Here is a 24,092-nt window from a genome sequence, read left to right as displayed (position 1 = left end):
AACGTCCTGTTGCAACGCATGCACTTGTACGTCCTGTACTGCGGAGGATTAGCTCAGCTGGGAGAGCATCTGCCTTACAAGCAGAGGGTCGGCGGTTCGATCCCGTCATCCTCCACCATTTCTATGAAAATCATATTATCGCGGGGTGGAGCAGTTCGGTAGCTCGTCGGGCTCATAACCCGAAGGTCGCAGGTTCAAATCCTGCCCCCGCAACCAAATTAAATTCATTGCCAAAATGGTCCGGTAGTTCAGTTGGTTAGAATGCCTGCCTGTCACGCAGGAGGTCGCGGGTTCGAGTCCCGTCCGGACCGCCATTTAAATAAAGGCTCGGTAGCTCAGTTGGTAGAGCAACGGACTGAAAATCCGTGTGTCGGCGGTTCGATTCCGTCCCGAGCCACCATTTGCCGGTCTAGCTCAATTGGTAGAGCAACTGACTTGTAATCAGTAGGTTGGGGGTTCAAGTCCTCTGGCCGGCACTGTTTTGGAGGGGTAGCGAAGTGGCTAAACGCGGCGGACTGTAAATCCGCTCCCTCAGGGTTCGGCGGTTCGAATCCGTCCCCCTCCACCATGTTTTTAGGGGCATAGTTTAACGGTAGAACAGAGGTCTCCAAAACCTCCAGTGTGGGTTCGATTCCTACTGCCCCTGCCAATTTTAATTCACAATTTATGGCGGTTGTGGCGAAGTGGTTAACGCACCAGATTGTGGCTCTGGCACTCGTGGGTTCGATTCCCATCAATCGCCCTTCATATTGGGCTATAGCCAAGCGGTAAGGCAACGGACTTTGACTCCGTCATGCGCTGGTTCGAATCCAGCTAGCCCAGTTTTCATCTTTCTTTATCATCCTGCATATGATAAGATGAATATTAGTTAAAATGCGGAAGTAGTTCAGTGGTAGAACACCACCTTGCCAAGGTGGGGGTCGCGGGTTCGAATCCCGTCTTCCGCTCCAATTCTTAAAATGATGGCGGCATAGCCAAGTGGTAAGGCAGAGGTCTGCAAAACCTTTATCCCCGGTTCGAATCCGGGTGTCGCCTTATTTGCCTCGTGCCGGGGTGGTGGAATTGGCAGACACACAGGACTTAAAATCCTGCGGTAGGTGACTACCGTGCCGGTTCAAGTCCGGCCCTCGGCACCATTGATCACACACATGCCGGTGTGGCGGAATTGGCAGACGCGCACGACTCAAAATCGTGTTCCTTCGGGAGTGTCGGTTCGACCCCGACCACCGGTATCATTAATCATCGTATTGCCAAACGATGAAAGAGCGTTCCTTATAAAGGGAACGCTCTTTTTATTTATTCTTTATCTTGGAACGAGTCCGTAAGAATTTTTTCTTAAGGACTGCGAGTTCTGGAAGCTGCGAGAACATACCGTGAGATATTATCGAAATGAGCTTAATAAGGTGCAGAAACTCTTACAGGAGCAAAATGTATCTGGCGATCCCTCGTCAGGAGCAGTGGTATATCATTGGATATATACGCAGAGGAGGACTAAAATTCCTTAAAGACCGGATCACTAATTCAGTCGACAATAAGAGAAGCAACTTTTAAGCCAGCCGAATCTTAGAACATTCACAGGTAACCGAGACTATTCAATGATGCTGCTCTTATTGAAGACAGGTATTCGGGAGAATGAGTTCGCAAGCCTAAAATTTAACAGTTGTAAAAATCGAAGAGAAGAATCAGTCATACACGTAAGAAATGCAAAAGGGGATCAAGAAAGAAGTGTATCGATTACGCCATAATGAAGAAGCAGCTTAAAAAGTATATTTCTATCCGAGGGTATGTCGAGGCAGAAGCAATGTTTATTACTCTCGATAGAGAGTCTGTCATTGAAATAAGAAACATTTGAGAAAAGGACAAATAAGTTTGCCGTAACTTCCTAGGGCGGCAATCGCACAATAAATTATATAGGCAAGCCCTCACTTTTTATTATCCATTTATAGGGTAAAAAGTAAATTATACAAATTCCTTTGCAAAGATTGGTAACTTTCTGTAAAATGTTCTCATAGCGATAGAGGCAGTAAAGTGTGGGAGGTTTGACAATGAAAACAGTAGCCTCTGTGAACGTAGCCAATCTCATCAATCAGTGGTATGTTCACATAAAAAAGAGAGATGTTTCAAATGCCGTAGAACTTAGGGACAGAATAAAAGGCCTTTTAAACGTAATGGAAGAAGATCAGGATGTTTTGCTTTACTTTAATCTACTTGATTACAGGTTCAGAGTATTAATGGAAGACATCGCGGGGGAGCCGCAGCTTCCGCCTATTGCTGAAGATAAGGCGAAGACAGACGGTTTGTTACGATACTATTACTTTCTCTTTAAAGGAATGTATGAAAGTGCGAGGAGCAACTACTCTAAAGCGCTTAATTGTTTTAGAGTTGCCGAGCGGCAGCTCGATAATGTCGAAGATGAAATCGAAAAGGCCGAGTTTCATTATAAGCTTGGAAATCTCTATTATTTTACGAAAACAACTCTACTTTCTTTTCATCATCTTTCAATCGCGAAGAGCATTTATAGGGCTTATGAAGAATATAAGACACAGTCGATAAACTGTACGGTACTGCTCTCGCACTCAATTATATAGACGACGGACGTTTAACAAGAGCTGAAAATATGCTTAAGAGTTGCGCAGAAAGACTGATCAAGATGGGCGATATTCATCTGCTGGCGGCTGTCTACTATGATCTCGGCTTTTTAAAAATTCAAGAGGATAAACATGAAGAAGCACTCGAGTATTTCGACCTCTCATTTAAAACGGATGATATCGAAAAAAATGCGCCTATTATGTACATGCAGTGCATATACGAGTCAGCTAGGTCAACTTATAAGATAGGTGAGGTTGATAAGGCGCTTAAGAGGGTTCATCTTGGTTTTGAGTTTGCTCAGAAAACGAATAATATCAACTTTTCGCTCAAATTCTCGATTCTAAATATATGCTATAGCGCTCCCCTCGAGGGTGTACCGCAAGTCAAAGAGTTTATCGAAATGCTCGAGGAGAGAGAGGCTTACGTAGACATTGAGGCGCTTGCTGAGGATGTGGCCAACGTCTACAGCTCATTATAATTACAAATATTCCACATACTTCTTGGAAAAAGCAATAAAATCAAGTAAACTAACAGGAAAGGAGGTTCTTTAAATGAAAAAACTTATTGTAACTGCTTTCCTTACTGCATCGCTTGGACTCGTTTTAACCAGCGCAGCAGACTTCCTCGCAGAAAGTATCCAAACAGCAGACTCAGTAACATTACTTGCCTCAAGAGGAGCGGGCTCATAAAACAAAAATACAACAGTAAGAGGGCGGCTATTACAGCCGTCTTTTTTTGCTTTCGGTTACCTTTCGCAGTTTGAATTTGTATACTATAGTTATGTCTAAAATACGAATCTTACGCCATGATAGACCGTAATGGCTTATTATATCGAATATACTGTGGACTAAGGCTTTCTAATAGAATCGGCACCACTCAAAATCGTGTTCCTTCGGGAGTGTCGGTTCGACCCCGACCACCAGTATCCTTAGCTCTTTTAAATTGGATAGAAAATGTTATGATTTGAAATGGTTTTGCACATTCTTTACACATACTCAACTTCTTCAGGCTTTTCAACTTCCTCAACAGCCATATCTTCAAAAATGTTTACAGTCTCAGTTTCATCTCTTTCCCGAAGCTCTTTAATTAAGTGAACATATGTATTTGACGTGGTTTCTATATCAGCATGTCCTAACCTTTCACTTACATAATAAATTGACACCTTTCTATAAAGCAGCACGCTTACGGGAGGGCGCTTTTATTTTAGGGAGATGATCTGGATGGAATCGAAATGCGAGTATTGCGGTGAGGTTCATGGGGTTTTATTGCGGGAGGAGAAAAGGGAGAATGGCGTTGAAATTTGGTATATTCAATGCCCCGCCTGCCAGCATAGGGCCGTGTTTTCTGTGACTACCCCACAAATTAGAGTCCTCAAAAGCGTATTAGAGGTGTAAAGAACCAATATGCGAAAGCCGACAACATTTACGGGCCGAAGACAAAGGCAAAACTTGAATCCTTACTTGAAGTAATAAAAAAGGCCCTCTCGTAAAAAAGTGGGCCTTTCAAGTCTTTTTCTTTTAAATAGCTTCTTTTATTTGCTCTATTACACTTTTTAACCATTGTATTGGAGTTAATCCGATAGCAGGAAAATAAATTTCGCAGTGCGATTTTATAAAGTCTTCTTTCTCTTGATCAGATATGTCATTATTTAAAAACTCTTGACAAAATTGTATTGTGAAAGCCAAGCATTCTTTGCTGGATTCACTAATAAACTCATTCAGTGCTTGTTCTGGGGCCCCCATATCCTGATGAAATGTGCCATCCAAAAAATCGCTTAACTCTTCAAAAATATCATAATTATCTTGCATATTGAAACTCCTTTATTTTATTGGATATCCTGTTAAAATATACTCTCCATCTTTCCCCTTTTTCAAGACTATTTTTGCATTCGTAACATCTTCTGCGGTATTTGAGCCTCTTTCTATACTTCTTCCAAGAACATCTCCATTACCTTTGTATCTTAATGCAAGAGTAGGCCTGCTTTTAGGGTCTGATAACCACTTTTCTACTTTTTTTATGTTTTTGGGATCTTTCAATACTTCACTAGCGACTTTTTCTGCTGTAGCTCTATCTTTAAAAGTAGATGAACCAGTGATTTTAAGATCTTTTTTTAAACGTTGGGATAACTCCTCGTCAGTTTTCCCAACATGCCTTTTGATTAAGTGGCCTCTTTTGGATTCATGAGCTGCTAATCCACCACCTGGTGCCAGGGGACTACTGTCCCCTGGTTTAACTGTATCTTTACTCTTCTGGGCTTTATCTACCTTAGAAACGTTCTTTGCCGCTTCTTCACCTTTAAATAACTTGAAGCCGCGCTTTCCGTACTTAAATGCCTTTCCAAAAGGTGTGACACTCAATGCGGCCATCAAACGATCACCTTTATCTTTAACGATTTCGCCTGTCGCAAGGTCGTATCCAAACGCTGCTCTCACTGCATCATACACACCTGTAAATTCCATCGCTGTATCGAAATATTCAGCAAAGTCGCTTTTTTCCACATTCTCTGGAAGGGTGTAGGCGGGTTCTATCTTAACGATTGTATCACCATCTATGTATGCCCGGTAAAGCGTATCGTTAAATACTCTATAATCTTTTTTCAGTTCATTCAATTCCTCTTGGGTGTACTCTTTCTTGGAAACCTTTTGTGTCGCCAATTTTTTTAATCGATCTGGATTGGCGAGTGTGTTAATGTCCGCATCTTCTTTGTCTCCGACTTTTTTCAACATGGCACCCATTGCTGTTTCTTGATTTCCACTCAAGGTATCCATCTCATCCGGCTTTAAAATCGCGCCTTTTTGATAACCGGTGATTTCAATTTTGGGGCCGGTATACATCTTTTCGAGCCGCGCCATGTATTTTTGCATCGTCTCAAGATCGTTTTCAGCCGTTTTGAGGGCGTTGGTTTGCTCGCGGTCAAACGCATGCAGCTTTTCAAGGGTCGTGCTGATTTCCTTTAACGCTTTCTGATTCTGTTCATGAAAACCGCTGTCATTCAAATCCGGTAAATCAACGATATGACTGACTTTTGCGATTGTGGCGTTGGCCTTAGAAACCAAATGTTTCGTTGTGCGATCAGCAGCATTTAAGCCATTCTCCAGTTCGTGTTCGAGAAAGGGCTGTGAAATAAATCCGTTATGGTTGGGTTCCAGGGAATTCAACGCGCTTTTCATTTTCTTCAGCGTGGAACTGTATTCCTCTATGAAAGTGTCATAGAACCGCAGAAAAGGGGTGTGACATTCCTCGTAAAAGGCGCGGATCGCGTCGCCGCCTTTTCCTTTTAAAGCATCATCAAGTGATGTGATCCCCTCAACGGCCTTTTTAACTTTATCGAATTCGTCTGATTGTTGTTTTAATTGTTCCAGCGTTTGATCAATTGCAGGGTGAAGCGCCTGAACATCCAGAGTCTTCATGGCATTCTCCTCTAATACTTTTCATTACAATCAGTATATAGTTTACCACTTTATAGAAAGGACTTGGTGAATATATCCTGTTCAACCATGAAAATGAATCATTGGACTTAGGTCATTACTTCTATTAATTCATTTCGTTTTTTGGGATGATATAAGTTTTGCAATTTTTCTATTACTCAAACAAAAAATTAAACTACTCGTTCAATATGGGAATATTCCAGCTTTATTTTAACCTCACATGATTGCAAGGTTTTCTCCATTTTTCCTGTTAAAGTGCTATAATATAATTGTCTTTTTTTACATAGCTAAGAAAGATCTATGTATGGTTATAAGCTATGATAAATTGTGAAAACTATTGATTGACAAGAAAATGAACAAAACTGACTTAAAAGATTAAGCTGGAATCACCTACAATATACTGGGTCGTCTTGGAAAAGGGCAGCCGGTAAGTGTGGAAAGCTTATATAAGATTTGCAAATGCCTCAATGTAATATCGATGACATCATAGAATTTCACTTCGATCGACAAATATAGCGGTTAAATTGAATGGAAGGTGCTGATGATATGGGGAAGAAACATCTATCTGAAGAAGATATCAAAGCTAGATATATCACACCGGCAATTATTGATGCGGGGTGGGATATAAATAAGCAAGTTCGGCTTGAATACGCCTTTACGGCTGGTAGAATCATCCTTCGTGGAAATGTGACTGCCAGAGGAAAAAAGAAAAGAGCGGACTATGTACTTTTTTACAAAAATAACTTTCCTTTAGCAGTCATAGAAGCTAAAGATAATAATCATCCGGTAGGAGCAGGTTTGCAGCAAGGGATCGAATATGCGAAAGCACTGGACATATCCTATGTCTACGCTTCTAATGGGGATGCCTTTGTAGAGCAGAACTTGATTACTGGTGAGGTAAGAGAACTAAGACTTGAAGAGTTTCCATCACCAGAAGAATTATACCAAAGATATTTAATTGATAAAAATATCAATGAGGCCGAAGAAAAGGTTATCTTAGAGCCTTATTATTATGTGCCTAATTACAAAACACCTAGATACTATCAAAGGGTCGCGATCAATAGAACAGTAGATGCGGTTGCCAAAGGACAAGAACGTGTGCTTTTAGTTAGTGCCACAGGTACCGGTAAAACTTTTATGACCTTCCAAATTATCTATAGGTTGTGGAAATCGGGTTTGAAGAAAAGGATCCTTTTCTTAGCAGACCGCAATGTACTGGTTGACCAGACTATATCGGGAGATTTCAAGCCTTTTAGCGGGAAGATGACAAAGGTGAAAAATAAAGATCTTGATAGTTCCTACGAGATTTATTTAGCTCTTTATCAGCAGCTTACTGGTGACGATGGAGAAGAGACGTTCCGTCAGTTCCAGCCGAATTTTTTTGATTTAATTGTAATAGATGAGTGCCACAGAGGAAGTGCAAAAGAAGAATCAGCATGGAGAAAGGTTTTGGATTATTTTTCATCGGCTACTCACATTGGTTGTACAGCAACACCAATCGAAACAAAAGAAGCCTCAAGCCATACCTACTTTGGGGAGCCCATTTATGAGTACTCTTTAAAACAAGGAATCAATGATGGCTTCTTGGCACCTTATAAAGTCATCAGAATTGGATTGGATCGAGATCTTGAAGGTTATCGCCCGGAAGCAGGAAAGGTTGATAAATATGGTTATGAAATTGAGGATCGAGAGTACAATATAAAAGATTTTGAACGATCTCTTGTGATTGATGATCGCACACGAGTCATAGCATCTAAAATCACAGAGTTCTTAAAGAAAACCGATCGCTTTAGTAAAACCATCGTATTCTGTGTGGACATTGAACACGCCGAACGTATGAGGCAAGCACTTATTAATGAAAATAAAGACTTGTATGCGGAAAATGATAAATACATCATGCGTATTACGGGGGATAATGATGAAGGAAAAGAACAACTAGACTACTTTATTGATGAAGAAAGTGATTACCCGGTAATTGCAGTAACCAGTAAGCTAATGACTACCGGTGTGGATGCGAAAATGTGTAAGTTGATTGTTTTGGAAAATAACATCAATAGCATGACCGAATTTAAGCAGATTATTGGTCGTGGTACAAGACTTCTTGAAGAATACGGTAAGACCTACTTTACTATTATGGACTTTCGTAATTCCAGCCGGCTCTTTGCTGATCCTGCATTTGATGGTAGACCGGAAGTGGTTATTGATATTGATGGGAATGATCCGGTGGATGAACCAGAGCCGCCGACAGATGAAGAGGAAGATGGTTCTGAGGAAAATGATGGGGATAATCGTGTCAAAGAAGATAATGGTGAGTATGGAACTGGGGACACACCACCTTTTAATGATGACGGTGAAGATAAACCTCGCAAATATTATATAGGCGATGTTACTGTTAGGGTTCTTTCAGAGAGAGTCCAATATGTCGATAAGGATGGGAAGCTCATCACTGAAAGTCTGATTGACTACACAAAGAAAAATATCCTAGAGCAATATGCAAGGCTGGATGATTTCTTGAGAACATGGACAGAAGCGGAGAAAAAACAAGCCATCATTGATGAATTACAAGACAGTGGTGTACTGCTAGATGCGGTCAGAGAAGAATTGGGCAAAACGGAGCTAGATGATTTTGATCTCATTTGTCACTTGGCTTACGATAAACCACCGCTGACCAAAAAAGAGCGAGCAGAGAATGTGAAGAAACGTCACTACTTGTACAAGTATTCCGATACTGCACAACAGGTTATTGAAGCACTGCTTGATAAGTATGCCAACGATGGCATTAAAGAGATTGAAGATACAAAGGTACTTCAACTAAAGGAATTTGCTAAGATTGGTAGTCCAATGAAAATAGTCAAAGCCTTTGGTGGAAAAGAAGCCTATCTGAAGGCTGTAAAGGAACTAGAGAATGAAATTTATTACGCATAAGTAAAACAAACAATAGTAGACAAGGCAGGTATAGGTTATGGCGATTAGTAATTTTGTCAAAAGAATTCAAGATGTTATGCGAAATGACTCGGGTGTTAATGGAGATGCTCAGAGAATTGAGCAAATCGTGTGGATTCTTTTCTTGAAAATATATGATGCAAAAGAAGAAGCATGGGAGCTTTATGATGACAATTATAAGTCCATCATTCCAGAGGGCTTAAAGTGGAGAGATTGGGCTGTTGATCTAAAAGACGGTGAGGCACTTACAGGAGATGCCTTACTTGATTTTGTAAACAACAAACTGTTTCCTACGCTTAAGAACTTAGAAATTGATGAAGAAACACCGATGAGTCAAATCATCGTAAAATCAGCTTTTGAAGATGCCAATAACTATCAAAAAGATGGAGTGCTGCTTCGTCAGGTTATTAATATTATTGATGAAATTGACTTCACAGAATATAAAGAGCGCCATGAATTCGGTGCCATCTATGAATCGTTCCTTAAGGATTTACAGAGTGCAGGAAATGCCGGTGAATTTTACACGCCTAGAGCTGTAACAGACTTTATGGTAGAAGTGGTTAAACCGGTATTAGGAGAAAAGGTTGCTGACTTTGCTTGTGGTACAGGGGGCTTCTTGACATCTGCGCTAAATGCTCTGGATAAACAAGTTGGTAACTCTCTTGAAAATAGAGAAATCTATAACAAGTCTGTGTATGGAATAGAAAAAAAAGCGTTGCCGCATATGCTGTGTGTGACCAATATGCTGATTCATGATATTGACGATCCAAATATACTTCATGGAAACGCATTAGAAACAGACTATAAAGAACTTCGTAAAATGGAGCCTTTTGATGTGATTCTAATGAATCCGCCTTATGGAGGAAGTGAGAAAGAGAGCGTTAAAGTCAACTTTCCAATGGAACTGAGAAGTTCTGAAACAGCAGATTTATTCATGAATGTCATCATGTATCGATTGAAGAAGAACGGTCGAGCGGCAGTAATCATCCCAGATGGATTTCTGTTTGGAACTGATAATGCAAAATTCAATATTAAGAAGAAATTATTTAGTGAATTTAATGTACACACAGTCATAAGGATGCCTCATAGCGTTTTTGCGCCATATACGTCAATTCGAACTAATATCTTGTTCTTTGATAACACCAAATCTACGGAGGGAACTTGGTTCTATCGTGTGGATATGCCAGAGGGGTATAAGAACTTCTCTAAGACTAGACCGATGAAGTTAGAACACTTCAATGATGCTATGGCATGGTGGGAAAACCGAGAAGATATTGAAGTTGAAGGTTATCCAAAAGCGAAGAAATATACCATCAATGAAATTGTAAATCGAAGCTATAACATCGACCTTTGTGGTTTTCCTCATGAGGAAGAAGTTATTTTAGAACCGATGGACTTGATTCAAGAATATCAAGAAAAAAGAGCTTCACTAAATGCTGAAATCGATCATGTGTTAGACCAGATTACTTCTATGCTTGGAGGTAATTAAGATGGATGCACAGGACTTAAAACACAGCATTCTGCAGTTAGCAATTCAAGGGAAATTGGTTGAACAACGTGAAGAAGAGGGAACTGCAAAAGAACTACTTGAGCAGATTAAAGCAGCAAAAGAACAGCTAATAAAAGAGAAGAAGATTAAAAAGCAAAAAGCACTTCCAGAGATAACAGAAGATGAGATACCCTTTGATATTCCTGAAAGTTGGGAATGGGTAAGAGTTGGTGATGTTGGATCGTGGAGCGCAGGTGCTACCCCTTCAAGGTCAAACCCAGAGTATTATGGCGGAAATATACCTTGGTTAAAAACTGGTGATTTAAATGATAGTTATATTGATGAAGTTCCAGAGTATATTTCGGAAAAGGCATTAGAAAAGACATCAGTTCGATTAAATCCTGTGGGTTCAGTATTGATGGCTATGTATGGAGCAACAATTGGTAAACTTGGGATTTTAAATATTGAAGCTACAACAAATCAAGCTTGTTGTGCATGTATACCTTATGGAGGCATTAATAACAAATATTTATTTTATTATTTAATGGGGCAAAGAAGAGCTTATATCAAAATGGGTGCAGGTGGAGCACAACCAAATATATCCAAAGAAAAAATTACTACGTCATTGATCCCCCTACCTCCGATCCAAGAACAAAAGCGTATTGTAGCAAAGATCGAAGAGTTAATGCCTTATGTGGAAAAATACGATAAAGCATATTCTGAAGTGAATGAGCTGAATAAGAAGTTCCCGGATGATATGCAAAAATCTATTTTGCAATATGCGATCCAAGGCAAGCTGGTAAAGCAGCGAGAAGAAGAGGGTACTGCTGAAGAACTGTTTCAGCAGATTCAAGAAGAAAAAGATAAGCTTATCAAGGAAGGTATGATTAAAAAGAAGAATGCTCTTCCAGAAATCAAAGAAGATGAGATCCCATTTGATATCCCTGAAAATTGGAAGTGGGTTAGGTTGGGTGAGGTATTCGACATAATAATGGGGCAATCACCAAAAGGTACAAGTGTATTCGAAGGAAATGAAGGAATTGAGTTTCACCAAGGTAAAGTGTTCTTTGGGAAAGATTATCTTCAAAATTCGAATCAATCAACAAATAAGCCAACTAAAGTAGTTGAACCCAATACTGTACTTCTGTGTGTTAGAGCACCGGTAGGTATAGTAAATATAACAGAAAGAAAGATATGTATTGGAAGGGGGTTGTGTGGGATAAATACTCTTTTGGGAATTGATCCTAAATTTGTGATGTATACATTAAGAGCTTTTAAGAATGAATTTATAAAAAAAGCTACTGGAACAACATTCGTCGCAATTACAGGTGAAGTAGTTAAAAACCAACTATACCCACTCCCCCCACTCGAAGAACAAAAGCGAATCGTAGCGAAGATTGAAGAATTATTACCTTATACAAAAAAATTGGTTAAGTGAAATGACCGCACTGAAGTCCCGTGTAAAAAATAGAGATAAACTATCACGACATATCAATAGTTCCTGTTATTTATGAATAGGTTAAAGCGAGAAGAGTGATTAAATTTAAATTCGCGTTAAAACACAATCAATTTTACACATAACTAGTCTAAAACCTTATAAATTCAATTAATATAGACCTATTTCGACCCCGACCACCGGTTTCACTAAACATTATATTGCCAAACGATGAAAGAGCGTTCCTTACAAAAGAAACGCTCTTTTTGTTTATTCCTCAACAAAGCGGAAAACCGCCAAAATAAACACAATGATCAATTGTTGTTGTCCGCACTCTCACTCTTCATTCAGCGCCATTGAAATTCACCCAATAAATCATCACATTCAGTGAGAATGAAGCACCTTGTCATCAGCAAGGTGCTTTTCTCCATGCAATGATATGTCCCGATCCTCCGATCGCCTTTTTACGTTTTGTTTACAAGTTGATCAAACTTTAGCGACATCTGCCCGCTATATTGAATACAGCCAGATCTCATCTAGATATAGACAAAGGAACAATGGAACACGTAAAGGATTAATTTTTTGAGGAGGAATACAGTTGTCAATTCGCATTAAATTGCCTGACGGGTCCGTCAGAGAATTTGAGGAGGAAGCAAGCATTGAAGATGTCGCTGCTTCTATTAGCTGCGGTCTGGAAAATGCGGTTGCAGGTAAATTAAACGGAAAGCTTGTAGATTTATCAACTCCGCTTCAGGACGGTGCGCTCGTTGAAATTGTCACCCGGGACTCGGCTGAAGGTCAGAAGTTCAAGCGTGAAAAAGCGCGGGGGACAGGGCGTATTGTGGCACTTGATGCAGCTCGGGGGCTGGCGGTCATCGGGATGTATTTGCAGCACTTCGCCTTGAACGAAACGAACGGTTCAATCGTTTCCGGGAATACGACGCTTCTATTTGTGCTTTGCGGCGGCATCTCCTATTCGATCATGGCCGGGCGCATGTTGGATCGAGGAATGGAGCCGGCCGCATTTCGGACGCGGATGCTTGCCCGCGCGGTATTTATCGATATTATAGGATACCTTCTCATCATGCTGAATACTCCGTTCGGGGTGATTTTGCCAGCTTATGCGGCACTGTTTGTGCTGGCGTTGGTGCTGATTCGTCGTTCGACACGTGTGTTAGTTACAACAGCAGCTGTTTTGCTTGCAGTGAGCCCGCCGCTGATGATTCTCGGAGGCAGCGTCCTGTCGAAAGCATACTTACTTGGTGATATGGCAGGCGGCCCGATGTCGGCGCTCGCACTTGCACCCGCTTTTGTCGCCGGTATGGCAATCGGGCGCTTCGATTTGACCAGGATGCGGACCGCACTCTCGCTAGTGGGCAGCGGCACAATCATGGTTATCGTCTCTAAAGTTTTGGGCACTTTCGTTCTTCCGGGGCTGAGCCGTTCATTCGAAGAGTGGCTCGTAAGTGTTCAAGGCACCGCCGGCGCTGAGCCGGATCAGTATGCAATCTGGCCGCACAACGTGGCACCGCCGTTGTGGCACAATCTTCTTTCGATTGCTCCGCACAGTGCGTCAACTTTCCAGACGATGCTGGGGCTTGGGGTTGCCTTTCTGGTGCTTGGATTGGTATGTCTCGTGCCGCAGAAAAACTCTGCCGTGTTAAAGCCGTTCGCGGGAGTCGGACGTGTGGCGTTGACGATGTATGCAGCTCAGTTTGTTGTTATATGGACTCTTGAAATCTCGGGGGCCAAGTATGATATCGGGGCCATTCCATTCAGTGATCTGTTCGTCGCGGCCATGGTGACGGTGATAGGGTGGCTGATTGCACGGCTTCCTGCCGGTCCGCTTGAGACAGCGATGCGCCGCTTTGACCGGGCCTTCAGCACCTTGGGACCCGTCACGGGAACGACGACATCCAGGTAGGCGGTCTTTTAACATTTTACCAGAAGAAACCGTCTAAGGAGGCAGTTCCTTCAGGCTGTTAGCCTGTCGGGAGCTCCGGAAGATATTGGAGGAGGAGGGCATGCTGAATCAGAGTGTGAGGCAGGCAAATGAAATGCAGCCAGAACTCCTCACTCTTGTAATGGTTTTCTCTTATCAAGTTTGCAATTTGAAAATATCACGAAATGGGGATGGCATTTTTCTATGTTTAAGAAATCGTTCACAAAGTGTTATCTGATCTTGGTTTTGTCGCTTATGATGCTGCTTGGAGCGATAACCCCCGGTGTTGCTATGGCGCAGACTGGCAAGGGGACGGCGTCCGGTCAGCAGACAAAAGTAAAGACTAAAAAATCTCAGAAGCTAAAACTGGACAACAATGTTGCTTCGATGACAGAGAAACGAACGCTTCATGCTGCGTTTAAGCTTCCGCAAGGTGTTGATGTGAAGAGCTTAAGCTGGACGTATGACGGCAAACCGCTGTCTCAATGGAAAAAATATAAGGTCCGGGATTACAGCGGTGCACCTTTCATTACTGTTAGCCATGTAAAAGTGACCAACGGCAAGGTTCATGCTAACATCAATTTCGATCTTCCATACGATACAGACAACCTGTCAGAGCCGCGATTGCAACGTCCGCTATACGCATCGCTGATGGGCACATATGATTTGGCGGCAACAGTGAACGGACGAGTGGTTGCCCATGCTCCCGTAAAATTGACGCCATATGACAGCTTCCGCACTTACGATGAGCTGAAACCGGAGATCGATGCCGTTACAGCAAAAGCTGCGCAAAAAAACAACAGATATATCAAAACGACTTCTATTGGAAAATCGGTCGAAGGCCGTGATATCTATTTGACAGTGCTTGCCAAAGATAAAGCCGCTGTCGATAAGTATCAGAAGGTGACTCACCCTGCCATGCTCAATGACCCGAAGAAATTGCAGGCCGACATTAAATCCGGCGCATTTGGCGACTATCAGGTGCCGATCTGGTTGAACAATATTCATCCGAATGAAGCGCCTGGCGTCGATGCGATCATGAATTACTTTAAGTCAATGGCATTGGATAAGAGCATGACGTACGATACAGTCCTGCCGAATGGCAAGAAAAGCAAGACAACGTTGAATATAGACGATGCATTGGAACATGTTTTTTTCCTGTTCGTTTATACGGACAACCCGGATGGCCGGGTTCATACAACACGTTCCAATGCTGAGGATTTCGATTTGAACCGGGATAATTCTTATCAAACCCAGCCTGAAACGCGCAGCGTAACGGAACAAATCGCGAAGTGGTCGCCGCTGTCTTTTCTGGATATGCACGGGTTCGATGCCAATTTCCTGATTGAGCCTTCTACTCCGCCTCATAACCCGAATGTTGAGTATGACCTTTTGATTGACCACATGGTGGAACAGGCAAAGGCTATGGGTGAGGCCGGGATTGCTAATACGAAGTATGACTACTATCATATTCCTTATGAAGAACATCGGAAAACTGCGAAAGATCCAAATTATGTGTCAAAAGGCACGGCTTCGGGATGGGATGATGCATCTGCAGCATATACCGCTGCATTCGCCATGTATCACGGTGCGATGGGTCACACGCTGGAAACGCCCGAGTCGAATGAAGAGTCTATTAAAGCTCTGTATTACAGTTCTGCGGCAGCTGCAAAATATGTAGCGGAAAAAAAAGAAGAACTGTTTCTGAACCAATTAAAAATATTCGAGCGCGGCGTGGACAATATCGATGATCGCGCTGTCGATCATTACTTGGTCAACGCCAAAAACGAAGAGATCGGCCGACCGCGGCAGGGCAATCAAAACTTCTTCCCGGAATATTACGTACTGCCGGTCGATAAAAATATTCAAAAGAATGTGTTGGAAACCTATAAGATGGTTGAGTACTTCCTTCGCAACGGCGTAAAGATTGAACGATCAACAAAAGCGGTAACCGTTGACGGAAAAACATATCCGGCAGGATCATTTATTGTAAACATGCACCAGGCAAACCGCGGCCTCGCGAACTTGGTCTTGTATGATGGAATAGATGTATCTGATTATGAAATGATAGCCGGTGAGATGATTCAAAATTTCCATGATATGCGAGGTTTTGACCGTTATGTCATTCGAGATGCCGGGGTGTTCAAAGGCAAGACTTCTGCCATCACCTCCGTGTCGTTTCCGGGGACTAAAATGCCAAAACGCTCAGCTTATGTGCTGATCCAGAACACAAGCAATGATGCGATAAAGGCAGTCAACGAGTTACTGGCAGCCGGCAAGACCGTTACAATGCTCACCAAGAGCGGATCAGGCTATCAAGCGGGCGACTTCGCGGTTGCCTACAAGGACCTGGCCCCATTGGCTTCCAAGTACTATCTCGACGTGAGCGCATCCGGCCATAAGAAACCAAGCGGCAAAGTCCTCAAGGCTTCTACTGTAGGAGCACTGGGTGAAGCGGCATATGTACTGAAAAATCTGGGCTTTAACGTCACCTCAGAACAGGCGGGCGCAGATGTGCTTGTCAATACGTTCGACTCTTCTAAATATGTTAATAAAGGAAAGCCTTACATTGCATTTGGAAACATGGGGATGACGAATGTTCAGAAGTGGATCCCCGGATTTTCTTTTAAAGGACCTGAATGGGAGAGATACGAAGGCGTCTTCTTGGCAAATGTCATGCAAGATCATGCTATTACAGCTCCTTACAATAAACAGGAATACTTCTACACAGTCACTGGTTCTTATATTACCGCTGTTCCTAAAACGGCAAAAGTGCTTGCGGTGATTGCTGATGAAGATCACTTCTTCAAAGCAGGCTGGTGGCCTGGACATGATGCTGCCAAAGGAAAGATTATGGCTTTCACGTATAAAGATAACAACAAGAACTTAACTGTTTTCGCTAACGATCTAACCAATGACGATCATCCGCAGCATCAATATCGGTTGCTGGCGAATTCGATTTTCAATGCGGGTCCCGGAAAAACCGAAAATGCTCCATCATCAAAACGATGAGAGGCTGGACAGCTGAAGTGCAAGCGGCTCCCGCAGTGGAGGTGTCTCGTCTAAACAGCTGGATAGACAAGCTTTGGAACGAACATTGAACCATCGTTAGCAGTGCCATGATTTTAGATCATGCTGCCTTTCTTTTGAAGGGCAGTTTTTTCGTGTCTGACGGGTCTTCATCGTTTGCTTTGCTTCTAGTCAAAGGGCCGGAAGCTTCCGTAAGTGCCTGCTTTTCATATGCGGCCATATGCTTCCAGCCTTTCTTGAATCCTCCCCATTTTTTTATGCAGAAACTTAAGGTTAAAAAAGACGATAAGTGTTCCGGATAGGGCTGATAAGATCATTGCAGGAAAACTGAATTTTTCTATCTCTGCGGCAGCGGTCAGCAGATAGCAACAAAATGGCAGCATAAAGATCGACGTTAATATGCCGGGTACATAATGTTTAAATCTGAACCATAGGACGATGTGAACAAGGAAATGAACAGTAAAAGCAAAAAAGAAACCAAACCAGATAATATATTGATTAAAATAAATACTGAGAACAGTTACACCAACAGCTAGTATAAATTCTTCGAGCACAGCGCAAACAAAAGAAGCGGTTTTGGCATGTCCGAATGGAGCTTTTTTCAGTTGTTTCAGTTTGCTTCGATATCTTTTGCCCCATGCCTCGACCATCACCATCTCTTCAAAATCATGCAGTATAAATAATATCGGCAGCATCCAAGCCATAAATTGCATGTTTTCCATTTACATTCCCCCTCTTGTGTGCCACAATTGTGACATTTCATAGAGAACAAAGTCAATGAGCCAACGAAAAGTGCTACATTGCCATAAAAAGCGCGACAGGAGAGAGAATATGAAGCAAATGCCCTCAAAAACAGCTCAGCAATCTAAAAGCTGGCTGACGCTATCATTGTTGGAGCTTATGAAGGAAAAAAGCTTTTCAGACATCACCATTACAGAGATAGCGGAAAAAGCGCAGCTTGACAGAAGAACATTTTATCGGCATTTCCATTCAAAAAAAGATATATTAGACCGCTATTTTGAGCAGCTTTGCAGTGAGTATTCCAATTACATTGTTCAGGAAAAACATATTGACTTATCCAGTCTTGGACATGCATACTTCAACTTTTGGAGCCGACATGCCGATTTTTTACAAGCCCTTCATCAGAACCATTTGTTTTATTTGATTGTTGAGAAATATAATGAACTTCTACCGGATCTTCATAAAAAATTTAAAGAAGAAACCTTTCATTTTAAAAGCAAAATCGACTTGGAGTACGGGCTTTCATTCAGCGCAGGGGGCTTTTGGAACATCCTTTCAAAATGGTTTGAGAGAGGCCGGAAGGAAACTCCTGAAGAAATGAGTCATATTCTGCAAGGAATAGTAGATTCATTTTTAAACAAGCAAGCTATCGAAAGGTGATCTCATGTTGGTATATAAGTGCTTTAAGTGTTTAGCCTTCTTTCTTAATTTCTGCTTGTGCTTACGGCCAATCTTCGGTACCGTTAATGCAAAGACCCTTGTAATATAGAGAACAGGAGTGAGGCCGTTGTTGAATACGGTGAAGATCAGAGGGGTGGCCATCGGAGAAGGAGCCCCGAAAATTTGCGTGCCGCTCATCGGAAAAACGCATGAACAATTGAAAGAAGAAGCTGCTTTTCTTCTATCGATTAATCCGGATCTTGCCGAATGGCGGGCGGATTTTTTTGAGGATGTCGAAGACGTTGACAAAGTGAAAAAGGTATTGGCTGACATCCGGGAGATCTTAAAGGATATCCCGTTGATATTTACATTTCGCAGCGCGGAGGAAGGCGGCGAAAAAGAAGTCAGTAAGGAATTTTACTTTTCCTTGAATCATGCCGTAGTCAAAACAGGGCTGGCAGATGTGATTGATGTCGAGCTGTTCAATGAAGAGCATCATGTGGAAAAACTAGTTCAATCGGCTCATATGCAGCATGTCTTTGTCATTATATCCAACCACGATTTCGGGAAGACGCCGAGAGCGGAAGAGATCGTTTCCCGTCTCCGAAAAGCCCAGGATCTTGGCGCCGATTTCCCTAAGATCGCGGTGATGCCTGAAACACCGGCAGATGTGCTGGTGTTGCTTGAGGCGACTCATATGATGCATGAGCGGTATGCGAAGCGGCCGATTATCACGATGTCGATGGCCGGAAAAGGCTTGATCAGCCGGCTCGCCGGAGAGGTATTTGGCTCGGCCGTGACGTTCGGCGCAGCGAAAAAAGCATCCGCACCTGGCCAAATTGAGGCGACGGATTTGAAACATATACTTGATGTGCTTCATCGCAATTTATAATAATTGGGTGTGCCGCTATAGTGAAAAAGATTCATATATTTTTCCATCCTTTTCACTTGCCAAATCGGTGTGTTACGATAAAAAATGAATTGAATAGCTTTACTAGGGGTGCCCGACTGCGGGCTGAGAGAGAAACATGTGTTTCTTAACCCTTTGGACCTGATCTGGTTCGTACCAGCGTGGGGAAGTAAAAAGGATTCGGGAGAAGATGGAGAATGGGTATGGTCCGTCTGTCTTCCAGTGATTTTACTGACTGTAAAACCAGGTTCATCATATGAGCCTGGTTTTTTTGTGCTGGTGCTGTTCCGGAGTTTCGTCCTGATCAATTTTTTAGAGGGGAAGGATTTTTACATGAAACAGGAGTCAGTACAGCAAAAAAACATCTCGATTATGTCAAGTTTTTCAGGGAGCCGCAAAGTGTATGTCGAAGGGGCGCGACCTGACATTCAAGTGCCGATGAGAGAAATTTCGCTAAGTCCGACGACGGGTTCATTTGGCGCCGAAGAAAATCAGCCTGTCCGCGTCTACGACACGAGCGGTCCCTATACGGACGCGAATGCAGAGGTTGATATTCTTAAGGGGCTGAAACCTTTGCGGGCGACCTGGATCAGGGAGCGCGGCGATACCGAAGAATATGAAGGCAGAGAAATCAGACCGGAGGATAACGGCTATAAAAGCAAAGAGAAAGCGAGCAACAGCTATCCAGGGTTGAAACGAAAACCGCTGCGCGCAAAAAAAAGTCAAAATGTCACCCAGCTGCATTATGCAAGAAAGGGGATCATTACGCCCGAGATGGAATTTATCGCGATCCGAGAGCATGTATCTCCCGAATTTGTTCGTGATGAAGTGGCAAGCGGACGGGCGATTATTCCGTCAAATATCAACCATCCGGAAAGCGAACCGATGATTATCGGCCGCAACTTCCACGTGAAAATCAATGCCAACATCGGCAATTCCGCTGTCACCTCTTCGATTGAAGAAGAAGTAGAAAAAATGACATGGGCCATCCGCTGGGGCGCCGATACGATGATGGACTTGTCCACAGGTAAAGATATTCATACAACGAGGGAGTGGATCATCCGCAATTGTCCAGTTCCTGTAGGGACTGTGCCAATTTATCAGGCGCTTGAAAAAGTAAACGGCGTCGCGGAAGATCTCACTTGGGAGATTTACCGCGATACATTAATCGAGCAGGCTGAGCAAGGCGTTGATTATTTTACGATTCATGCCGGCGTCCTTCTTCGGTATGTGCCGCTGACGGCAAAGCGCGTCACTGGAGTCGTATCCCGCGGCGGGGCAATTATGGCGCAATGGTGTTTGGCTCATCATGAGGAAAGCTTTCTGTACACTCATTTTGAAGAGATTTGCGAGATTATGAAAACATACGATATCGCATTTTCGCTCGGGGACGGCCTTCGGCCCGGCTCGATTGCGGATGCGAATGATGAGGCCCAATTTGCCGAATTGGAGACGCTCGGCGAGCTGACGGAAATCGCCTGGAAGCATGATGTTCAAGTGATGATCGAAGGACCGGGACACGTGCCGATGCATAAAATTAAAGAGAATGTCGACAAGCAGATGGAAATTTGCAAAGAGGCGCCGTTTTACACGCTCGGCCCGCTGACGACCGATATTGCACCGGGCTACGATCATATTACATCGGCAATCGGAGCGGCGATGATCGGCTGGTACGGCACGGCCATGCTTTGCTATGTGACGCCGAAGGAGCATTTGGGACTGCCGAACAAAGACGATGTCCGCGAAGGCGTCATAACATACAAAATCGCGGCCCATGCGGCTGACCTTGCCAAAGGGCACCCCGGCGCGCAAATCCGCGATGACGCGCTTTCCAAGGCGCGCTTTGAATTCCGCTGGCGGGACCAGTTCAATTTGTCGCTCGATCCGGAAAGAGCGCTTGAATACCATGATGAAACCCTTCCGGCGGAAGGCGCCAAAACGGCACACTTTTGTTCAATGTGCGGGCCTAAATTTTGCAGTATGAGAATTTCCCAGGATATTCGCGACTATGCCAAGGAAAACGACCTTGATGAACAAAAGGCTATTCAAAAAGGATTGGAAGAGAAGGCGAAGGAATTTAAAAAAGCAGGCGGCAGCATTTACAGTTAAAAACGGGCAATACTGCAGATGAAAGGGGAACCTTTCATCTGTTTTTTTATAATATGGGGTTGACAGGTCGGAATAATATGAATTAGTATGTTGTTTAATATTTCGGAAAATTCCATCAGCGCTGATCGGTCAACCGAAGGCTCTTATCTCAATTGGGATAAGAGTTTTTTATTTTCAGTTTAGAAAAGAAAGGGGAACAAGATGTCTTTATCAATTCGTGTAAAAGAAAAAGCATTTGGAAACGGCAGCCTTAAAACAAGCGTGCTTCAAGACGTGAAACTGACGGTCGAAAACGGCGAATTTCTGACTGTCATCGGTCCAAGCGGATGCGGGAAAAGCACGCTCTTAAAAATCGCTGCCGGTCTTGACGGGAATTATGAAGGGCGAATCAGCATGAACGGAAGAGAAATCAAGGGCCCGGGGATTCAGCAAGGTTTCATCTTTCAGGAGCATCGGCTTTTTCCATGGCTGACGGTCGAGCAAAATATCGCCGCAGATTTAAGCCTGAAAGAACCGGCGGTGCGAAAAAAAGTCGATGAATTGATTGAAACGGTGCGGCTGAAAGGCGCGGAGAAACAGTATCCACGCGAGCTGTCCGGAGGTATGTCGCAGCGGGTCGCGATTGCCAGGGCTTTGCTCAGGGAGCCTGAGATTTTGCTGCTTGATGAACCCTTCGGCGCCTTGGACGCCTTTACGAGAAAGCATCTCCAGGATGTTCTGACAGACATTTGGCGAGAAAAGAAGATGACGATGATCCTCGTGACGCACGATATTGACGAATCGGTTTATTTAGCCAACCGGGTCGCGATTCTTACCGCAAAGCCGGGGAGAATCCACAAGCTGATTCCGGTCGATCTGCCATTTCCGCGCAGCAGAACATCGCCCGTTTTTCAATCAATCAGACAAAAAGTGCTGAAAGAATTCGAGACAACGGAAACATTCAGCTTTCAGGAAGGTTCAGGGATTTGAGCAGAAAGGAGCGGAAAAACGTGAAAAAATGGCCGTTGTATATGCTGGGCTGCCTGATGCTTCTTGCGGGCTGTTCAGCAGCCCAATCAAGCGGAGGGGGCGGAGATTTAAAAGAGATCAACATCGGAGTGCAGCAAAGCTTAAGCCCGTTGCTCCTTGCGAAAGAAAAAGGCTGGTTTGAAAAAGAGTTCGCAAAAGAAGGGATTAAAGTGAAATGGACAGAGTTTCAAAGCGGTCCGCCGCAGTTTGAAGGTCTTGCCGCAGGTAAACTTGATTTTTCCCAGGTTGGAAATTCACCGGTGATCGCAGGGCAGGCGGCTGGCATTGATTTTAAAGAAATCGGTCTTTCGCAAGACGGTTTAAAGGCGAACGGCATTCTTGTGAACGGCATCGATGACATAAAAGATTTGAAAGGAAAGAAGGTGGCGGTGGCAAAAGGCAGCAGCGGGTTCGATTTTCTGTATAAAGTGATCGATAAAGCAGGTCTGGAGCCAACAGACGTCAACATCATTCAGCTTCAGCCTGACGAAGCCATACCGGCATTTGACAGCGGCGCGATTGATGCATGGTCGATTTGGGAGCCGTTTTTGTCCCTTAAAACGATCAAAAGTGACGCGGCAATATTGGTTGACGGGGAACAAATCGACAAGTATTCCCCGGGTTTTACGCTTGTACGAAGCGAATTTGCCGAGAAGTATCCGGATGAGGTGATCCGTTTTCTGAAGGTGTATGACAAGGCCGTGAAATGGCATAAAAACCATAAGAAAGAAGCGGTTGAAGCGTATGCGAAAATTAAAAATCTCGACAAAAAGGTCGTTGAAAACGTGCTGAATAACACCGAACCGTTAAATGAGCCGATCACAGACCGCATTATTGAAACGCAGCAGGAGACTGCCGATTTTCAATTTAAATTAAAAGCGATTAACAAAGAGATTGATGTAAAAGAAGTGGTTGACAATTCATTTATTAAAAAAGCGCTGAAAGGAGGAGATGACAGATGAGGGCTGTTTCATCAAGCACCCCCTCGATCCAGCCGAAAGCAGGCGCAAAACTGAGACCGGCCGCTTTCCGGCTGGCATGGGGGAAGGGAATTGTATTACCCGTGATATTGATTTTATTATGGCAGCTTGTCGGGTCATTTGAGCTCATATCAAAAACCGTGCTTCCGGCTCCTTTAGATATATTGCTTACATTTCGGGATCTCATCGTATCAGGAGAGCTTTTCACTCATTTAGGCATCAGCATTCAGCGCGCCGCGCTCGGCTTTTTCCTGGGAGCCGGACTCGGGGTCCTGCTGGGGCTTGTAATCGGCTTTTCAAAAATCGCCGAGGATTATCTCGATCCCTCTCTGCAAATGCTGAGAACCGTTCCGCATCTCGCCGTCACGCCGCTGTTTATCTTATGGTTCGGTTTCGACGAACTGTCAAAGGTGCTCTTGATCGCGCTCGGCGCCTTCTTCCCGGTATATATCAACACATTTTCAGGAATCAGGGGCGTCGATTCGAAACTGTTCGATGTGGCGAGAGTATTGGAGTTCCATTGGCTGAAGCAGGTGACTAAGCTGATTCTTCCCGCATCGCTTCCGAACATCCTCTTAGGCATCCGCCTGTCGCTCGGTGTTTCGTGGCTGGGCCTTGTTGTTGCCGAACTGATGGGATCAAGCGCGGGAGTCGGCTATATGATTATGGATGCCAGACAGTTTTCACAAACCGATAAGGTGTTTGTCGGAATTTTGATTTTCGCAGCCGTCGGCAAGCTGACGGATTCATTCGTCAGAATTCTGGAGAAAAAGTGCCTTGGCTGGAGAAATAGCTATCAAGGTAATCAAAAGTAAAGGGGAGATCTTT

General features: G+C 43.5%; 15 protein-coding genes, 13 tRNA genes, 2 pseudogenes and 1 riboswitch. Of the genes and pseudogenes, 26 read left to right on the top strand and 4 right to left on the bottom strand.

Annotated elements, in window-relative coordinates; translation table 11 throughout:
- The first annotated feature begins 42 nt into the window (after positions 1-42).
- From M1E06_RS16930 to M1E06_RS16860, 15 genes and pseudogenes are all read left to right on the top strand, one after another.
- Positions 43-118 (top strand) — tRNA-Val (locus tag M1E06_RS16930).
- Between the two features lie 21 nt (positions 119-139).
- A tRNA-Met gene (locus M1E06_RS16925) sits at positions 140-216 on the top strand.
- A gap of 21 nt (positions 217-237) precedes the next feature.
- Positions 238-314, top strand: a tRNA-Asp gene (locus tag M1E06_RS16920).
- 10 nt (positions 315-324) lie between these two features.
- Positions 325-400: transfer RNA gene (locus M1E06_RS16915), tRNA-Phe, on the top strand.
- 3 nt (positions 401-403) lie between these two features.
- Positions 404-476: transfer RNA gene (locus M1E06_RS16910), tRNA-Thr, on the top strand.
- 7 nt (positions 477-483) lie between these two features.
- A tRNA-Tyr gene (locus M1E06_RS16905) sits at positions 484-568 on the top strand.
- Between the two features lie 7 nt (positions 569-575).
- Positions 576-649, top strand: a tRNA-Trp gene (locus M1E06_RS16900).
- A 20-nt stretch (positions 650-669) separates the two neighbouring features.
- Positions 670-742 (top strand) — tRNA-His (locus M1E06_RS16895).
- Positions 743-750: 8 nt separating this feature from the next.
- Positions 751-822: transfer RNA gene (locus M1E06_RS16890), tRNA-Gln, on the top strand.
- 53 nt (positions 823-875) lie between these two features.
- Positions 876-950, top strand: a tRNA-Gly gene (locus M1E06_RS16885).
- A gap of 14 nt (positions 951-964) precedes the next feature.
- Positions 965-1,035, top strand: a tRNA-Cys gene (locus M1E06_RS16880).
- A 12-nt stretch (positions 1,036-1,047) separates the two neighbouring features.
- Positions 1,048-1,136, top strand: a tRNA-Leu gene (locus M1E06_RS16875).
- 14 nt (positions 1,137-1,150) lie between these two features.
- Positions 1,151-1,232 (top strand) — tRNA-Leu (locus M1E06_RS16870).
- A gap of 813 nt (positions 1,233-2,045) precedes the next feature.
- Positions 2,046-3,140 (top strand): annotated as a pseudogene (locus M1E06_RS16865) (response regulator aspartate phosphatase).
- Positions 3,141-3,278, top strand: coding sequence for a hypothetical protein (locus M1E06_RS16860; protein WP_011201590.1), 138 nt, complete (start codon positions 3,141-3,143; stop codon positions 3,276-3,278). It begins immediately after the preceding pseudogene.
- 296 nt (positions 3,279-3,574) lie between these two features.
- Here the strand turns inward: M1E06_RS16860 and M1E06_RS16855 are convergent.
- From M1E06_RS16855 to M1E06_RS16845, 3 genes and pseudogenes are all read right to left on the bottom strand, one after another.
- Positions 3,575-3,772 (bottom strand): annotated as a pseudogene (locus tag M1E06_RS16855) (hypothetical protein); the annotation flags it as partial.
- Between the two features lie 334 nt (positions 3,773-4,106).
- On the bottom strand, positions 4,107-4,397 hold the full coding sequence (locus M1E06_RS16850) for a contact-dependent growth inhibition system immunity protein (RefSeq protein WP_035339163.1): 291 nt from the start codon (positions 4,395-4,397) through the stop codon (positions 4,107-4,109).
- A 12-nt stretch (positions 4,398-4,409) separates the two neighbouring features.
- Positions 4,410-5,999, bottom strand: coding sequence for a ribonuclease YeeF family protein (locus M1E06_RS16845; protein WP_025811893.1), 1,590 nt, complete (start codon positions 5,997-5,999; stop codon positions 4,410-4,412).
- A gap of 564 nt (positions 6,000-6,563) precedes the next feature.
- On the opposite strand from M1E06_RS16845, the gene hsdR reads away from it, so the two are divergent.
- The 5 genes from hsdR (at position 6,564) to M1E06_RS16820 (ending at position 16,838) form a co-directional block, all read left to right on the top strand.
- A complete protein-coding gene (gene hsdR, locus M1E06_RS16840) occupies positions 6,564-8,942 on the top strand; it encodes an EcoAI/FtnUII family type I restriction enzme subunit R (RefSeq protein ID WP_025811891.1) in 2,379 nt (792 codons plus the stop codon).
- 37 nt (positions 8,943-8,979) lie between these two features.
- Entirely contained in the window at positions 8,980-10,449 is a 1,470-nt protein-coding gene (locus tag M1E06_RS16835; protein WP_025811889.1) for a class I SAM-dependent DNA methyltransferase, read from the top strand.
- A gap of 1 nt (position 10,450) precedes the next feature.
- A complete protein-coding gene (locus M1E06_RS16830) occupies positions 10,451-11,887 on the top strand; it encodes a restriction endonuclease subunit S (protein WP_025811887.1) in 1,437 nt (478 codons plus the stop codon).
- 595 nt (positions 11,888-12,482) lie between these two features.
- A complete protein-coding gene (locus M1E06_RS16825; RefSeq protein ID WP_035339161.1) occupies positions 12,483-13,808 on the top strand; it encodes a TGS domain-containing protein in 1,326 nt (441 codons plus the stop codon).
- 222 nt (positions 13,809-14,030) lie between these two features.
- The gene (locus M1E06_RS16820) at positions 14,031-16,838 is read left to right on the top strand and encodes a M14 family metallopeptidase (RefSeq protein ID WP_035339159.1); all 2,808 of its coding nucleotides are present in this window, start codon (positions 14,031-14,033) and stop codon (positions 16,836-16,838) included.
- A 224-nt stretch (positions 16,839-17,062) separates the two neighbouring features.
- Here the strand turns inward: M1E06_RS16820 and M1E06_RS16815 are convergent, their stop codons facing one another.
- Positions 17,063-17,578, bottom strand: a complete 516-nt coding sequence (locus M1E06_RS16815) for an HXXEE domain-containing protein (protein ID WP_025811881.1) — start codon at positions 17,576-17,578, stop codon at positions 17,063-17,065.
- 109 nt (positions 17,579-17,687) lie between these two features.
- Here M1E06_RS16815 and M1E06_RS16810 point away from each other — a divergent pair, with 109 nt between their 5' ends.
- From M1E06_RS16810 to M1E06_RS16785, 6 genes are all read left to right on the top strand, one after another.
- Positions 17,688-18,257 (top strand): TetR/AcrR family transcriptional regulator, encoded by a 570-nt coding sequence (locus tag M1E06_RS16810; RefSeq protein ID WP_035339157.1) that lies wholly within the window; start codon positions 17,688-17,690, stop codon positions 18,255-18,257.
- Between the two features lie 127 nt (positions 18,258-18,384).
- Positions 18,385-19,149 (top strand): type I 3-dehydroquinate dehydratase, encoded by a 765-nt coding sequence (gene aroD, locus M1E06_RS16805; RefSeq protein WP_025811878.1) that lies wholly within the window; start codon positions 18,385-18,387, stop codon positions 19,147-19,149.
- 94 nt (positions 19,150-19,243) lie between these two features.
- A riboswitch (TPP riboswitch) is annotated at positions 19,244-19,352 on the top strand.
- A gap of 148 nt (positions 19,353-19,500) precedes the next feature.
- Positions 19,501-21,276: a phosphomethylpyrimidine synthase ThiC gene (gene thiC / locus M1E06_RS16800; protein WP_035339446.1), complete on the top strand. Its 1,776-nt coding sequence runs from the start codon at positions 19,501-19,503 to the stop codon at positions 21,274-21,276.
- A gap of 201 nt (positions 21,277-21,477) precedes the next feature.
- On the top strand, positions 21,478-22,245 hold the full coding sequence (locus tag M1E06_RS16795) for an ABC transporter ATP-binding protein (RefSeq protein ID WP_025811874.1): 768 nt from the start codon (positions 21,478-21,480) through the stop codon (positions 22,243-22,245).
- Positions 22,246-22,286: 41 nt separating this feature from the next.
- Positions 22,287-23,246: an aliphatic sulfonate ABC transporter substrate-binding protein gene (locus tag M1E06_RS16790; protein WP_456270558.1), complete on the top strand. Its 960-nt coding sequence runs from the start codon at positions 22,287-22,289 to the stop codon at positions 23,244-23,246.
- Entirely contained in the window at positions 23,243-24,079 is an 837-nt protein-coding gene (locus M1E06_RS16785; protein ID WP_035339155.1) for an ABC transporter permease, read from the top strand. Before M1E06_RS16790 ends, M1E06_RS16785 begins: the two co-directional genes overlap by 4 nt.
- Positions 24,080-24,092: the final 13 nt, after the last annotated feature.

This window comes from Bacillus sp. AK124 (assembly GCF_053903085.1).
The sequence above is the reverse complement of the archived record's forward strand: the minus strand, read 5'-3'. Positions and strand labels throughout refer to the sequence as shown.

Bases quoted from the DNA above. Each gene is read 5' to 3' on its own strand.
- M1E06_RS16815 (WP_025811881.1), bottom strand. From the start codon at position 17,578: ATGGAAAACATGCAATTTATGGCTTGGATGCTGCCGATATTATTTATA.
- M1E06_RS16835 (WP_025811889.1), top strand. From the start codon at position 8,980: ATGGCGATTAGTAATTTTGTCAAAAGAATTCAAGATGTTATGCGAAAT.
- M1E06_RS16850 (WP_035339163.1), bottom strand. From the start codon at position 4,397: ATGCAAGATAATTATGATATTTTTGAAGAGTTAAGCGATTTTTTGGAT.
- thiC (WP_035339446.1), top strand. From the start codon at position 19,501: ATGAAACAGGAGTCAGTACAGCAAAAAAACATCTCGATTATGTCAAGT.
- M1E06_RS16845 (WP_025811893.1), bottom strand. From the start codon at position 5,999: ATGAAGACTCTGGATGTTCAGGCGCTTCACCCTGCAATTGATCAAACG.
- M1E06_RS16785 (WP_035339155.1), top strand. From the start codon at position 23,243: ATGAGGGCTGTTTCATCAAGCACCCCCTCGATCCAGCCGAAAGCAGGC.
- M1E06_RS16810 (WP_035339157.1), top strand. From the start codon at position 17,688: ATGAAGCAAATGCCCTCAAAAACAGCTCAGCAATCTAAAAGCTGGCTG.
- M1E06_RS16795 (WP_025811874.1), top strand. From the start codon at position 21,478: ATGTCTTTATCAATTCGTGTAAAAGAAAAAGCATTTGGAAACGGCAGC.
- hsdR (WP_025811891.1), top strand. From the start codon at position 6,564: ATGGGGAAGAAACATCTATCTGAAGAAGATATCAAAGCTAGATATATC.
- M1E06_RS16790 (WP_456270558.1), top strand. From the start codon at position 22,287: ATGCTGGGCTGCCTGATGCTTCTTGCGGGCTGTTCAGCAGCCCAATCA.
- M1E06_RS16830 (WP_025811887.1), top strand. From the start codon at position 10,451: ATGGATGCACAGGACTTAAAACACAGCATTCTGCAGTTAGCAATTCAA.
- M1E06_RS16860 (WP_011201590.1), top strand. From the start codon at position 3,141: ATGAAAAAACTTATTGTAACTGCTTTCCTTACTGCATCGCTTGGACTC.
- M1E06_RS16820 (WP_035339159.1), top strand. From the start codon at position 14,031: ATGTTTAAGAAATCGTTCACAAAGTGTTATCTGATCTTGGTTTTGTCG.